The sequence below is a fragment of the Bartonella krasnovii genome (genome assembly GCF_003606345.3).
Classification (GTDB): domain Bacteria; phylum Pseudomonadota; class Alphaproteobacteria; order Rhizobiales; family Rhizobiaceae; genus Bartonella; species Bartonella krasnovii.
Map to the genome: position 1 here is coordinate 415,562 of NZ_CP031844.2, position 14,204 is coordinate 429,765.

10 protein-coding genes are annotated in these 14,204 nt (G+C 38.4%); 4 read left to right on the forward strand and 6 right to left on the reverse strand.

The window, feature by feature from the left end:
* Positions 1 to 260 precede the first annotated feature (260 nt).
* The 5 genes from D1092_RS01675 to D1092_RS01695 all read right to left on the reverse strand — a co-directional run bounded on the left by D1092_RS01675 (position 261) and on the right by D1092_RS01695 (position 8,657).
* Positions 261 to 1,151 (reverse strand): metallophosphoesterase family protein, encoded by an 891-nt coding sequence (locus D1092_RS01675; RefSeq protein ID WP_120121898.1) that lies wholly within the window; start codon positions 1,149 to 1,151, stop codon positions 261 to 263.
* 674 nt (positions 1,152 to 1,825) lie between these two features.
* A complete protein-coding gene (locus D1092_RS01680; RefSeq protein ID WP_120121899.1) occupies positions 1,826 to 3,922 on the reverse strand; it encodes a glutamine amidotransferase in 2,097 nt (698 codons plus the stop codon).
* Positions 3,919 to 6,717: a DUF4159 domain-containing protein gene (locus D1092_RS01685; RefSeq protein WP_120121900.1), complete on the reverse strand. Its 2,799-nt coding sequence runs from the start codon at positions 6,715 to 6,717 to the stop codon at positions 3,919 to 3,921. The genes D1092_RS01680 and D1092_RS01685 overlap by 4 nt, the downstream gene beginning before the upstream one ends.
* Positions 6,714 to 7,625, reverse strand: coding sequence for a DUF58 domain-containing protein (locus tag D1092_RS01690; RefSeq protein ID WP_120121901.1), 912 nt, complete (start codon positions 7,623 to 7,625; stop codon positions 6,714 to 6,716). Before D1092_RS01690 ends, D1092_RS01685 begins: the two co-directional genes overlap by 4 nt.
* Positions 7,626 to 8,657, reverse strand: coding sequence for an AAA family ATPase (locus D1092_RS01695; RefSeq protein ID WP_120121902.1), 1,032 nt, complete (start codon positions 8,655 to 8,657; stop codon positions 7,626 to 7,628). It abuts the gene before it with no gap.
* Between the two features lie 256 nt (positions 8,658 to 8,913).
* Between D1092_RS01695 and D1092_RS01700 the strand changes: the two genes are divergently transcribed.
* A complete protein-coding gene (locus D1092_RS01700; protein WP_120121903.1) occupies positions 8,914 to 10,167 on the forward strand; it encodes a CCA tRNA nucleotidyltransferase in 1,254 nt (417 codons plus the stop codon).
* A 324-nt stretch (positions 10,168 to 10,491) separates the two neighbouring features.
* Here D1092_RS01700 and D1092_RS01705 read toward each other — a convergent pair whose 3' ends face one another.
* The gene (locus tag D1092_RS01705) at positions 10,492 to 10,968 is read right to left on the reverse strand and encodes a tRNA (cytidine(34)-2'-O)-methyltransferase (protein ID WP_120121904.1); all 477 of its coding nucleotides are present in this window, start codon (positions 10,966 to 10,968) and stop codon (positions 10,492 to 10,494) included.
* A gap of 537 nt (positions 10,969 to 11,505) precedes the next feature.
* Between D1092_RS01705 and petA the strand changes: the two genes are divergently transcribed.
* From petA to D1092_RS01720, 3 genes are read left to right on the forward strand one after another with little or no spacing between them, the layout of a single operon-like run.
* Positions 11,506 to 12,054, forward strand: a complete 549-nt coding sequence (gene petA / locus D1092_RS01710) for a ubiquinol-cytochrome c reductase iron-sulfur subunit (protein ID WP_120121906.1) — start codon at positions 11,506 to 11,508, stop codon at positions 12,052 to 12,054.
* A gap of 4 nt (positions 12,055 to 12,058) precedes the next feature.
* Positions 12,059 to 13,315: a cytochrome b gene (locus tag D1092_RS01715; protein ID WP_120121907.1), complete on the forward strand. Its 1,257-nt coding sequence runs from the start codon at positions 12,059 to 12,061 to the stop codon at positions 13,313 to 13,315.
* Positions 13,309 to 14,166, forward strand: a complete 858-nt coding sequence (locus D1092_RS01720) for a cytochrome c1 (protein WP_120121908.1) — start codon at positions 13,309 to 13,311, stop codon at positions 14,164 to 14,166. The genes D1092_RS01715 and D1092_RS01720 overlap by 7 nt, the downstream gene beginning before the upstream one ends.
* Positions 14,167 to 14,204: the final 38 nt, after the last annotated feature.

Consider the following 14,204-nt stretch of genomic DNA (forward strand, 5'->3'; position numbering starts at 1 on the left):
AAAGAATCTAGATTATTTATAGATCAGATAGGGGAGAAGTCTTCATCCTTAAGAATGGGAAGGAAGTAAACCAATGATTTATAAAGTTAGTCACGTAAGTGGGGTTAGGTAATGAGCCCTCTGAAAAAAATTGATTTGTCAACAAAGAAGATGAAACTTTGTCTTGTTAAGAGGAGGAGGACAGTAAAATTATGATTTATGAAAGGGGTATGAAGTAAAAATATTTTTGTTTTTTGTTGTTTCGACAACTTTGGAAATGTTTAAAGATTAATTGTTTCAGTACAGGAGATCTCGTTTTGGGGATTGATAATGCTATAACGTTGTAACTGGCAGTGCCATTGATTTTGTAAGTGTTCAATGGAAAATAAGTTAAAGCCTGCGGGTGGTTTTTTATCACCAAAAGCTTGAGATGCGGAAGGAACACCAACAATAGGAATCTTTTTAATTGGTCCTTCAATCCACTTCAATGTGGGTAAATGAGTATGCCCGTGAAGAATAAGTTCGCAACCGTGGTGTTTGATAATCTCTAGAAAACGTTTTGTATCTCGTAGTTTTTTATGCCAAGACGTTGCCTTAGGAAAAGGGGGATGGTGGATCATGACAACACGAAAAAGGTTGCGCTGTGCTGCTTCTTTTAAAAAGTACGGCAACGTTTGCGCTTGCATTTTACCAAAATAACCAGAAGCTTGAAAAGGAGGGGTTGCAATGGCTGAAGAAGCAGCTATGATAGCGACATCTTCGCGAATACGCATATAAGGAAAAGGAGAGGCACTTTTTTGCGGAACGTCTCCGGTGATCCAAGGTTTAAAGAGCGTACATGCTTTTTGGAGGGCACCGCGGACATAGGCATCATGATTTCCAAAGGTCAAAGAAATATCTTGAGGTTGTCCTAAGGTCAGGAGCCAACGATGCGCTTGTTCAAATTCCTTATCAAGAGCAAGATTCACAAGATCACCAGAGATCACAAGATGATCAGGTTTTGTTTTATTCAAAGCATCTATTAAAGTTTCGAGGACATTTGTTGCCATTTGACTCTTACGTTTTTTTTGCCAATTTAAGTAACCGGTAAGACGCTTTCCAGAAAGTTCAAAAAGGGAAGGTTTGGGGAGAGGAGAAAGATGTATATCCGATATATGGGCAAGATAAAACATAAAAGCTCGTAGAGTATTAAAAACGATTTAAAGAACAAACATAAGATAAGTTGGTGCTTAAAGGCAAGAAAGATTGTAAAAGGACAAATAGCTTGTTGAAAATATAAGAAAATTCTTTAGAGAATTAATGCTGTATTGTATTCCCTATAACAAAGGACAGCATAATATAACAGACCATTCTTAGCAACCGATATGTCTTTATATGATGGGATAAATTTTAAAATGATAGTCATAAAGTTTTAAGTTAAACAGCTTTTATACGACCACACATAATCATAAACAATCTAATCTCTCAGAATAAAATGCACAAGAATTATTATATTTATCAGAAATTTTTACGGTCTTTCATTGCCATGTAATGCTTTTAATGGGAGGTGTTTCTCACGCAAAACAAAATGCCTTAAGAGAAATATTCCAAATAGAATATCATAATGTTGTCCATTCACATATTTTTTAAAAAGAGATATTTCCCTGTACCTTTGATCTCATTTCACGAAAGTTCTCAATGTTATGAAAAGGACTATAAGTAAGAAAAGCTTATTATATGTAAAGTTATTATTCAAAATAAAAAATTATCATTATAAATAAATATCTTATATCATTGTAAAATGATAATTAAATACACAAAAAGATAAGCTTAATTTTAAAATTACTCTACAAAATCTCAGGATTTTTTAACGACCTTCACGATACCACATGCTGCTCAACAGTAAAAGACAAACAAGCAGGGCAAAAAAACCAGAAAATACCGAAAAATAAAATGTATTAATTAAACGCGTTTCTGTCGCTTCTTTCAAAATAATTGAATGTGCTGGGGAAGATGATAGATTTGTTTTTGATTGAATGAGCTTGAGTGGAGGAAGATGAATGTTTTCTTTTCCTTCAGGGTGTAAACGTCCGATGTACCCCCCCGTGTGTTTAATAATGGGGGCTAATTTTTCTTTTGTTGAAATTAAATCAAACAATTCAAGATTATCGAGCATTCCTACAGAAGACAGTATTGTTAAATCGTCATTTTTGATGGTAAAAATTCCCGTCTCATCAGTGGCTACAGTTGCAGTGAAGAGACCTTCTCGCTCTTTAGTAAGGACGATCTTTTGTTTTTTTCCAGAAGGAAAAGTTATCTCAGCGGGTTCTGGATGGTCTTTTAGAGTTTGGCGGCGAATTGTTAAATTCTGATGGCTGCTGGTCGCGCTTAATTTTTCTTCTTCAAGTTCCGGTTCTTTCATGAGCCAATGAGCAATTCGGCGATAAAGAGCCGCATAAGGACCACCACCTTCAAAACCTCGTGCCCAAAGCCAACTTTCATCGGAAAGCAACATACCGACACGCCCTTTATCAACATGGGAAAGAAGTAGAAGTGGCTGTTCATCAGCTCCTTTCATGAGAGCTGTGCCTTTGTATGCATCTTGAATAGCAATTTGTCGCAGCCATCGCCCCCATTGGGAAGTTGGAAGATTAAGCGTTGCAAGATCTCTTGTGACGGGATGGCGTTCACCTTCTTTGGTTAATGCAGGGCGAAAAGGTTTTTCAATAATAGTTCCATTGGGCAATGCCGGTAGGATGCTTATTAAAGGTGTTTTCGCAAGTGAGTTTTTTTGGGTAAATTCAGGTCCTGTTACCATCAGCAAAGCACCACCCTTTTGTACATATTGGGCGATATAATCATAATAGATTAAAGGTAGAACAGCAGAGTGCTGGTAACCATCAAGGATGATGAGATCAAAGTTATTAATCTCTTCAACAAAGAGTTTTCTTGTAGGAAAAACCACCAAGGATAATTGGCTTAAAGGCGTATTATCCGCTTTAGTGGGGGGGCGCAAAATCGTAAAGTGAACAAGATCAATATTAGAGTCACCCTTCAAAAGGTCACGCCATGTTCGTTCTCCATTATAAGGGGCACCTGAAATAAGAAGAACGCGTAAATTTTCTCTGATTCCTTCAATGGTTGTTATGGCGCGGTTGTTTTCAACGCTTAGTTCGCCTTTGTAAGCTTCAGTGGTCGCTTGGATAATATTTTTTTCAGCATGAGGAAGGGTAACTTCAGTTTGAAAAATAATACCAGGAGTCACAGAATAGTGACCAATTTCTTGTCCATTGACGCTGAGTGTAATATTGGCTTTCTGTGGTATTGTTTTTGGATGGACTCCTTGATCTTCTACCAAAATGGAGAGCTTTTGTGGTTTATTGATAAGGGCAAAGCGTGGAGGCGAAATAAATTTGATTTGACGATCAAATTCATCTGAGCGCCCTGTGATCAGAGCATTAAAAGGTGCTTCATGATGAAGATCTGATAGGTCTGGAATGTCATGCACTTGTCCATCAGTAATAAAAATTGTTCCTGCATAACGAGAGGGCGGTACATCAGAAAGTGCTTGTGTTAAAGCATTAAACAAATTCGTTGAAGGGGCATATTGATGATCAGCAAGTTTTCCAGCTTCAATAAAACGTGGTTCAAATTGTGGATAATGCGCCAATGTTTCGATTAATTGCGCGCGCGCTTCATCACTGTCGTTTATGCGTGTTCCAAAAGTTTGGCTTTTGCTACGGTCAATGACAATGCCTACTGTACTTTTCAGCGGTTCGCGCTGTTCTTTGATAATCATTGGATTAAGCAAAGCAAGAATGAGAGTGCTCAACGCCATCAGACGAAATAAAGACCCTTGATGTTGTGTAATAAGACCAACAACGACAAAAAGAATGGATATTCCGCTTAACAGCAGAATCCAAAAGAGAGGTAAAAAAGGCTGAAAAGTGAAAAGTGGTATCATTGCCTTCTTTCTCTTTTAAAGCGTTCCAAGAGCGCTGGAACATGAATTTGGTCTGCTTTATAGTTTCCAGTAAGCACATAAAGGACAATATTTAAGCCTGCGCGAAATGCCCAGAGACGTTGCATCGGATCATTAGGAACAAGAGGATATTTCCATGTCCCTTTTTCATCGAGTGCCCAAGCAGCAGCAAAGTTATTTGCGGTGATGAGCAGGGAACTTACATTATCACCGCGGGTAAGAGAATTTTTATTTTTTTTGTTCGTTGATGAGGATTCAACCCATAAAGGTGAACCACGGTAGAGACCAGGAAAATCCGGCATAATATAAAAGGAACGTGCAACAACATGATCTGTTGAGGCTGGCTCAATGGAGGGAATATTTAACCCTTTTAAGATGGTTCGTAATTTCTGCGTTTCTGGAGTGGCATCTCCCTCAAGATTAAGATTGCTCTTTATCTGATCGCGCGTGTCAAATAAAATGGTTCCCCCATGTTTCATAAAGTTATTGATTTTTTCAAGGCTTTTGGAGGTTAGTATAGGACTCTTAGCATCAATTGGCCAGTAAATAAGAGGATAAAAGGAGAGTTCATCTTTATCGAGATCAAGTGCTTTAACAGAGCCGGGGGTAAGCATTGTGCGCTCTGCGATAAATTGGCTTAAGGCTTCTAGACCACTTTTACTCGTTGTATCAATTTCATGATTGTTGGTTATAACGTAGGCAAGATGTGTTACACCAGCAGCTTGCACACTATCATGATGATTTTCTGTCGTTTGTGCATGAAGCGTTGGATCGTATGAAAACAGGCCAATCAGAATAATGAGAGAAAAGAAAAACCGATTACGCCATTTATTAAAAGAAAAAATCCCTCCCATCCATAAAATAAGAAAATTATCAAAAGCAAATAATAAGAGGGCTAATCCTAAAAGGGAACCGATAAGATCTTTTTCTTTTGTATCATAAGATAAAGGGTTCTTATTAAGAGAAGTTGATAATGATGATTGTTTCATCAAACGCGATGTATCAGTTAAGAGATTAAGCGCATAAAAATCATTTTTGACACCGTAAAGTCCTGGGGGTGTATGATAGGAAGGACGGGGTGGGTTTTGGGCATTAAAGACTAGCGGAACAACATCAGAGGGCGGGGCTTGTAATTGTCCATTAGCGTCTATGGTTCGCCAAGGATTTTGTACACTTGTTCTTTTTTCTCTGTGTGTTGGGTTTGTGTTTTCAAAAGATCCTAACGTAATTAGTTTTTGTAACATTTGTGCAAAAAAACCAGAAAGAGGAAGATTAGACCATGTAGGGTCAGGGGCAATATGAATGAGAATAAGGGTTCCTTTCCCACGCTTTGCTGCGGTAATAAGAGGAGTCCCATCCGAAAGGCTGAGCCACGTTTTTTCGAAAAGATCTGGGGTTGGTTCTGCAAGAATTTGGCGCGAGACAGTAACATCTTCTGGAAAAGGAAGGTCAAAGAAAAAACTATTTTTTGCAAAAGGGGCAAGTTTTTGTGGTTTTGTCCAAGACATAATACTCCCAAGAGAACGTTGCCCCTGACGCAGCGATACCGGAAGAAGACTATCGTAATGTTCTGCACTACTGAGTTTTTCTCCTGCAAAGCGGATGAGTGTCCCTCCTTTATTTACAAAATCAGAAAGCTTTTTTTCTGCTTTTTCTGGGATATTAATCATGTCGCCCATAATGAAAACAGATGGATTTTGTTTAAGCAGAAGATCAATATCTGTTGAAAGTTCTCTTCCACCGGAAGTTATAAGCTGTGTATGACCTTGTAATGCTTTGATAATATAATAAAATGGAGCAAGTAAAGGCTGGGCCATCTCATTGGTATCGGGGGAGAGAAGAGCAACACGGCTTATCCTACTATGGCTGTCTACTAAGAAAGTTGCAGCAGCATGGTTTTGGTTATTAATTTTTATCCAAGCGATATCGTTGCGTAATTCAAGAGGGATATCAAAAGGAACAAGTGCTGTTGTTTGGCCTTCAGAGAAATTTTTCGTAAATTGACCAAGAAGTTGATTATTTGAATCGTAAAGGCTGAGTGTAGTGGGCGTTGTACCGTGTATGGTTGAGCGAATAATACGCGCAACCATGTTTCCATTTTTATTTTTTATGGATGTTATGCCGGTTAAATCGGAAATATCAGCCAAATACCACAAGAAGTTTCTAGGTTTTAATTTTTCAAGTAAAGCAAAAGTTTTTTCATCTTCATTTGTTTGTAATCCATCGCTTAAATAAGCAATATCAAGAGGTTTTCCTTTGTTTATTTTACTGAGTTCTTTTAAGATATGCACACGGTTTACAGGCCAAGGACGCGGTTGCAAATGCATTAAATGCTGTTTTATAATCTTCGCTGGTTGGGGTTCCACATTGGAGATATCATTTTCAGCCGTTGCAACAAGGTAAATATTTTTTTGCTGTCTTTCTGCCTGTGCAAGGAGCATTTCAGCGATAGAGATACGTTTTTTCCATTCTTTTACAGATGCCCAACCATTATCAATAATGAGCGCAAGGGGTTGAGATCCAGAAAAGCTTATTGGCTTTTGATTCCAAGTGGGACGGGCTAGAGCGATGATAACCAGTGCGGCTATGGTTAAACGCAACAACAGTAACCACCAAGGGGTATGTTTTGCCGTTTCCTGCTGATGAGTTGGTTTGGGTAAGAAGCGTAAAGGAGGAAAGAGCTCTTTACGTGGAGATGGAGGGGTTATCCGCAACAGCCACCAAATGACCGGTAAAAACAAGAGCCCTAATAACAGAAAGGGAGCAGAAAAACTCAAAGTGCCCTCCTTTTTTGCAATGAAGAGTCATTCATTGTATTTGCAAGATGCAAAATGATTTCTGTTAAAGGTTGATCTGTTGTACTAACGTGATAAGACCACCCCTGTCGTGCACAAAAATTTACTAATTCTTGTCGACGTGCTTGATATAGCTTACAATAGCTTTTACGAAGATTTTCTGCTTTTCCAAAAATGTGTTTTTCTTTCGTTTCAGGATCAAAAAATTCTGTATGACCTGTGTAGGGAAAGCTTTCTTCCGCAGGGTCAGCAATTTCAATTAAATGAGCTGTTACCTGTTTTGTCGATAAAGGAGCTAAATGCTGGATGATTTTTTCAGGATGATCGAGAAAATCACTCATTATAATGGCGTGTGAAAAGCGTGTAATCGTTGAAAAATCGGGTAATGAATTTTCATCTGAATGATCTTCTAAAGCAAATGCTATCTGTTCTACGACATTGGATGTCATTGTGGGGGGCACTAAGTTGGGAATCGCAATATGTTCGCCACACCGTGCCAGAAGTGATGCCAAGGCAAGGGTTAAAATGATGGCATGATTGCCTTTAGAGATTTTAGAAAAGCGCGAACAGTAATGCATTGATAGGCTCTGATCAGGCCAAAGCCAAACGGTTTGTGTCATTTGCCATTCATGCTCACGGAGATACATATTTTCATCACGCGCTGAGCGACGCCAATCAATACGGGCAATGGATTCTCCTTCCATATAGGGACGAAACTGCCAAAAATTTTCTCCATTCCCACGTTTGCGTTGCCCATGCCATCCGGTTATCAGTGTATTGGCAATATGACGCGCTTGTAAAAGGAAATATGGCATTTTGCCATTATTCTTATACAGCTCTTTTGCCAGCGACAATGGAGACTTTTGTAAAACTTTTTTGCCAATAGCCATTTAAAGGGCATCTTTCACAAGGTTATTGATAATATCTTTTACGGTTATCTCTTCAGCACGAGCAGAAAAATTAAGGGCCATGCGGTGTTGTAATACGGGATAGGCCAATGCTTCAACATCATCAAGCGAGGGGGCTAAACGCCCATAATAAAGAGCACGAGCACGAACACAAAGTGAAAGAGCTTGTGATGCGCGCGGTCCTGGTCCCCAAGAAATATAAGTATTGGCAAGGCTATTGTTTTTATCAGGGCGTGCTGAGCGGACAATTTTTAAAATAGCTTCGATCACATTTTCTGAAAGAGGCATTTTGCGAACGACATTTTGAATTTTTTGTAATTTTTTAGCGGATAAAATTGCTTTTGCATTTGATTTTTTTTCTTTTGTTGTTTCCAAAATGATCCGCCGCTCTGTTGTAAGGTCAGGATAGTCAATATCAATTTGCATCAAAAAGCGATCGAGTTGAGCTTCAGGAAGTGGGTAGGTCCCTTCTTGTTCGAGAGGATTTTGCGTTGCAAGAACATGAAAAGGTTGTGGTAAATCATAACGGGTTCCTGCAACGGTTACATGATATTCCTGCATAGCCTGTAAAAGAGCTGACTGTGTGCGTGGAGAGGCTCGATTGATTTCATCAGCCATGAGAAGCTGCGTGAAAATGGGACCTTGAACATAGCGAAAAGAACGTTTCCCCTCTTTATCAGAATCCATGATTTCAGAACCGATAATGTCTGATGGCATAAGGTCTGGGGTAAATTGGATACGTTTTTCATCAAGTCCTAAAACGGCTCCCAATGTTTCTACAAGACGTGTTTTTGCAAGCCCTGGAGCACCGACAAGAAGAGCATGACCACCGGCAAAAATAGCCGTTAAAGCATATTCAATGATATGACTTTGCCCAAAAATAACTTTGTCAATTTCTTGTTGTATAATATCTAATTCTTTGTGTGCCGTATCAATATCCTCAATAATGGCTTGGGCCTCCTGTTTGGTATTAACCTTTTTCACAGAATTAGACGCTGGATCACGGTGACTCATATTTTTTCCTTAAGGCGTTTGTCGCAAAAATAGTAATTTTCTCTGTATGATAATGGACATCTTATTGTTTGTAACAGAAAATGAGAAGAAAAGAAGCATCATAAGCTATTTTTTTCATATTTGCATATGGATAGAAGAAAGTTTCTTTGAAAGAAAGAGGCATGTTTGATGTTTTAAAAACTTTGTTTTATGAAGAGAGTTTTTGAAAGTAATGAAGACAACTTTTTTGAAAGGTTAAAATTTGAAAGGTTAAAGGGTGAATATAAGGCAGAACTTCAAACAAGTTGCGTGGTTACAACAAAGTGATATCCAAACACTTCTTCGTATTTTATCTTTAGAGGGGGAAGAGGCACGTATCGTAGGGGGAGCGGTGCGCAATCAACTACTAAGGCAGCCTATTAGTGATATTGATATTGCGACAACCTGCTTACCGCAACAGATTATCACACGTGTAGAAGAAGCAGGATTTAAAGCTATTCCCACAGGGGTTGCGTTTGGTACAATAACAGTGGTTGCGCATTCATGTTCTTATGAGGTCACAACACTTCGCAGTGATATTGAAACAGATGGTCGTCATGCAAAAGTGGTATTTGGTCGTGACTGGAAAAAAGATGCTGAACGGCGGGATTTTACCATTAATGCCCTTTATTGTGATGCGGCTGGCAACCTTTATGATGATGTAGGAGGTTTGAGCGATATTATGAGCCGAACAGTTCGTTTTATCGGTGTTGCAGAAAATCGTATTAGTGAAGATTATTTGCGTATTTTACGTTTTTTTCGCTTTTATGCGTGGTATGGAGCTGGGCGACCTGATGTGGAAGGCTTGAGGGCATGTGTTCGTTTAAAACACGGTTTAGAAAAACTTTCTTCTGAGCGTATTTGGGCAGAAATGAAAAAGCTTCTTTTAGCTTCTGACCCAACACGTGCTCTTTTGTGGATGCGCCAAAGCAGAATTTTGTCACTCATTTTTCCTGAAACAGAAAAATGGGGCATTGATGCAATCCACGCATTGGTGAAAACAGAACAGGCTCTTGGTTGGAAAATTGATCCCTTGTTACGGCTAGAAAGTCTTCTTCCTCCTAACCCTGTGCATCTTCATGAAATGGCAAAGCGCTTGCGTTTATCCCATAAGGAAACAACACGGTTAAAGGAATGGGCAGAGTTAGAAATAATAAGCCAAAACTGTTCTGCCCATTTTGTGCAAAAATTAATTTATTTTCATGGGCGACAACCGGTTTTAGATCAATTATCCTTGTCTGTTGCTGCATCACATGTCGATACTCTAGAAAAAAGCGCGGCTTTGCAAAAAAAAGAAAATTATCTCAAACTTTATCAGCTTGTTCAAGAATGGCAGATTCCAACTTTTCCCATTAATGGTAATGATTTAATAAAAAAAGGTTTTTCGAAAGGTATCCTTTTAGGACAAAAGCTTAAAGAACTAGAAATGATATGGATTGAAAGTGGATTTTTAATGGATCGTCATGCCTTATTAGAACAAATTGATTTATAATAATAATTTACCATTGCTCATATGAAAAAAGAGCGCCAAATATCGTAAGATCGTCTTATTTCAAACCTATTCATATTATATCAGTCAAAATTATTTCCTTATTTGTCACAAGTGAGGGAAGCTGTGTGAGAAAAAACGATTATAAGGGGGGAAAATACCTCTTAATAAACCATATCAAAATAAGGGAGATTTTTTGAAAAGATTAAAGAGAATAATGATAACGGTTTGTATTTTGTATGAGCATAAAGAGGAGGATGTTCAATGCATTTTTATATGAGAGGTATTTAATCATTCTATTAATGCTTTGATAGAATTGTTGTATTTTTATAGATCACAGTTTCCTTCATGATAACCAATTTGGCGCAATGCTTCTCCTGCTGTTATGGCTACGCTCATGGCAATATTGAGCGAGCGAGCGTGTGGTTTCATGGGAATTTTCAATGTGTAATCGGCAGCTTCATGAACATAATCGGGGACGCCAGCGGATTCACGACCAAAAAGTAAAACATCATTTTTTTGATAGTCTATCTGCGTATAGCATGTTTTTGCTTTTGTACTTAAAAGCAAAAGACGGCGGTTAAAGTGTTTCATAGAGCTTAAAAAATGTTGCCAATCAATGTGTTTCTCTAAGGAAGCATATTCGAGATAATCCAATCCTGCGCGTTTGAGATTACGATCCGACAGGTTAAAGCCTGCGGGTTCAATAATGTGCACATGTAAACCAAAACAAGCACTAAGACGTAAAATCGTTCCGGTATTACCAGCAATATCAGGTTGGAAAAGAGCTATATGAAGTGTCATGTTCTCTGTAATATGACTTTTTTCAACTTTGTAAAGAAGAGCCGTAATTTATTCGAAAAATATGCTCAAGAAATATATGATTTTTATATTTAGTTTTTATGCACTTTAAGTTTCTGGAAAAAGTTACGGTCAAAGATTTGTTTGAGGTAAAAAGGAGTCTTATGATTCATGAAATGAATGGGTCCATTATGGTGAAAAGGAGGATATTTATGAGGTTGAATCCTTCATTGGGATGGAGATTTGACCATAACAAGAAAGTTTTTTTCTTTAAGGGTCTCGGGTTTTATCAGGGTTGGAAAGGTTTTGATTGATTGAATAGGAACAGAGATTTGAAATAAACCTAGGGTATTTAGGCTTTTTATTCACTTTGTAGAATGATAAATGATCATTAAACTAGGTTTTATATCAGCCATACAAAGAGTAGAAGTTTTTTCAGAGGTATTTGTTAAGGCAATGGTGATTAATCCAAGCATTGTGCAATAGGAGAGGGTGTGATAAAAAGATATTTTAGCAGAGTGTCTCTTTGAAGTTAAGGCAATGGGTGAGCAGACGAGGCGGGATTTTCTCTTTTTGGTAACAGCTGTTGCAGGAGCAGTTGGAATGGGGATTGTTGCGTGGCCTTTTGTTCGTCAATTGCGTCCAGATGAGGCTGTTTTGGCATCTTCTTCTGTTGAGGTAGACCTTTCTGGTATTGAAGAGGGCATGTCGGTGACGGTGAAGTGGCGTGGACAACCTGTTGTTATTCGTAACCGCACTGCGAAAGAAATTGCTGAAGCGCGCGCTACCAAATTGAGTCTTCTAAGAGATCGCCAAGCCCGCAATCCTAATCTTGAAGGCGAAGAAGAAGCAACAGATTTTGCGCGTTCAGCAGGTAAAGGGCGTGAGAATTGGCTTATTCTCATTAATCTTTGTACACATCTTGGTTGTGTAACACTTGGCCAATCGGGACGATTTGGTGGATGGTTGTGTCCATGTCATGGGTCTGTTTATGATACAGCTGGCAGAGTGCGTTCAGGACCTGCTAATTATAACCTCGCCATTCCACCTTATCGATTTCTTTCTGATACTTTACTGAAAATAGGATAAAGAAATGGCAAGATTTCCTCCCTATTCTCCTAAAACTTCTCTTGCTCGTTGGTTTGATAAGCGTTTACCACTTCCTCGTTTTTTTTATAATGTATTTGTTATTTTTCCTGTACCACGTAATCTGAACTATTTTTATACATTTGGTGGTATTTTGACCGTTATGCTTTTATCACAGCTTTTGACAGGTCTTGTTTTGTCACTGCATTATGTTCCGGATGTTCATTTGGCTTTTGAAACGGGTGAACGTTTTAGACGTGAAGGACAGTTTGGTTGGCTCTTTCGTCCGTGGCATTGTGTGGGATCATCCTTCTTTTTTATCGCTGTTTATATTCATTTAGCCCGTGGACTTTATTATGGTTCTTATAAAAATATGCGTGAGATGGTTTGGGTTACGGGCATGTTTATTTATATCATCATGATGGCAATAGCGTTTTTTGGTTATGTCTTGGTTTGGGGGATGATGTCTGTTTCTGCTGCTTCAGTGGTTGCTGGACTTTTGAAAGCCATTCCTTTTGTGGGCACATGGTTGCATGAGACGCTTCTTGGTGGTTATAGTGTTGGACAACCAACATTGAACCGTTTTTATGTGCTTCATTATTTGTTGTCATTTGTTTTACTTTTTTTCGTGGGAATTCATATTTTTGCAATCCATCAAGTTGGGCAGGGTAATCCAACGGGTCTTACAATACAATCAGATGAGGAAACTGTTCCTTTTACACCCTATGCGCTTATCAAAGATATTTTTGCCATTACTGTTTTTCTCGTCTTTTTTGCTTGGTTTTTGTTTTATATGCCTGATTATATGGGACAGGCTGAAAATTATACTGTTGCTGATCCTTTAAAGGCACCCCTTCGCGTAGTTCCAGAGTGGTACTTTTTGCCTTTTTATGCCATACTGCGTGCCATCACTTTTAATATTGGTGCTCTTTCATCAACTTTTTTAGGAGTTATTCTCTTAGCAGGTTCGATTTTCGTTTTGTTTCTTGTTCCATGGTTAGATCGCTCTAAAATATGTTCTGCAAGGTATCGACCTGTTTATAAAATTTTCTTTTGGACATTTATTGCTGATGTTGTGTTTCTTGGCTATCTAGGTTCAAGGGAAATCAATGATAGTATTCTTTTATGGACGCAATTGGCTACCGCTTATTATTTTATATTCTTTCTGATTGTTTTGCCGGTCCTCCCTCTTTTTGAAAAGGGGCGTTCTCTTCCTTCTTCAATTACTGAAGATATGAAACAGAAACAAAATAAACTATGGTAAATACTTTTATTGGATTGCTTGTTATAGCAGTAATAGGATTTCCTTTTCAGAGTGTAGCTGGTAATATCTCTGATAAAGAGGAGAGGTTTGTTTCTTTTCCTTTACATGTCCCTAAAAAACAGGAATGGAGTTTTTCAGGGCCATTTGGCATTTATGATAAAGCACAGTTGCGACGTGGATTAAAGGTTTATAAACAGGTTTGTTCTAGCTGCCACGGGTTAAGATATGTGGCTTTTCGCGATTTAAAAGCTCTTGGCTATGATCAAGAACAGATTAAAGCTTTTGCAGGGCAATATGAAGTGCGCGATGGTCCTAATCGAGAAGGGCAGTTTTTTAAACGTGCTGGTGTCGCAACGGATTATTTTCCTTCTCCCTTTGCTTATGAAGAAGCAGAAGGAAATATTCTTCATGGCACTTCTCCTCCAGATTTATCATTAATGGCGCGTGCACGTGCCGTATCTTTACCATTTCCTGCTGTTATTTCTGAGGTGCTTACCCATTATAATACTGCTGGTCCAGATTATATTACAGCCCTTTTAACGGGATATCAGGAAGCTCCAGAAAATACAGAAATTGCTGATGGTTTTTGGTATAATCCTTATTTTATTGCTGGTAATTCTATAGCTATGGCGCCTCCATTGAGTAATGGTGTTGTTTCTTATGAAGACGGAACTCCGGAAACTGTTGAATATTATGCGCGTGATGTTGCGGCTTTTTTGATGTGGGCTGCTGATCCTCATATGGAAATTCGTAAAAAAACCGGTTTTCGTGTTATCTTATTTTTGATCATTTTTGGGGGGCTTGTTTATATTTTAAAAAACCGTATTTGGCGTAGTTTAGAAGAAAAATGAAAGGAGAAGGTAAAAGAATAGAAGAAAAAATTATGGGA

Bases quoted from the DNA above. Each gene is read 5' to 3' on its own strand.
- D1092_RS01675 (WP_120121898.1), bottom strand. From the start codon at position 1,151: ATGTTTTATCTTGCCCATATATCGGATATACATCTTTCTCCTCTCCCC.
- D1092_RS01680 (WP_120121899.1), bottom strand. From the start codon at position 3,922: ATGATACCACTTTTCACTTTTCAGCCTTTTTTACCTCTCTTTTGGATT.
- D1092_RS01690 (WP_120121901.1), bottom strand. From the start codon at position 7,625: ATGGCTATTGGCAAAAAAGTTTTACAAAAGTCTCCATTGTCGCTGGCA.
- D1092_RS01695 (WP_120121902.1), bottom strand. From the start codon at position 8,657: ATGAGTCACCGTGATCCAGCGTCTAATTCTGTGAAAAAGGTTAATACC.
- D1092_RS01705 (WP_120121904.1), bottom strand. From the start codon at position 10,968: ATGACACTTCATATAGCTCTTTTCCAACCTGATATTGCTGGTAATACC.
- petA (WP_120121906.1), top strand. From the start codon at position 11,506: ATGGGTGAGCAGACGAGGCGGGATTTTCTCTTTTTGGTAACAGCTGTT.
- D1092_RS01715 (WP_120121907.1), top strand. From the start codon at position 12,059: ATGGCAAGATTTCCTCCCTATTCTCCTAAAACTTCTCTTGCTCGTTGG.
- D1092_RS01720 (WP_120121908.1), top strand. From the start codon at position 13,309: ATGGTAAATACTTTTATTGGATTGCTTGTTATAGCAGTAATAGGATTT.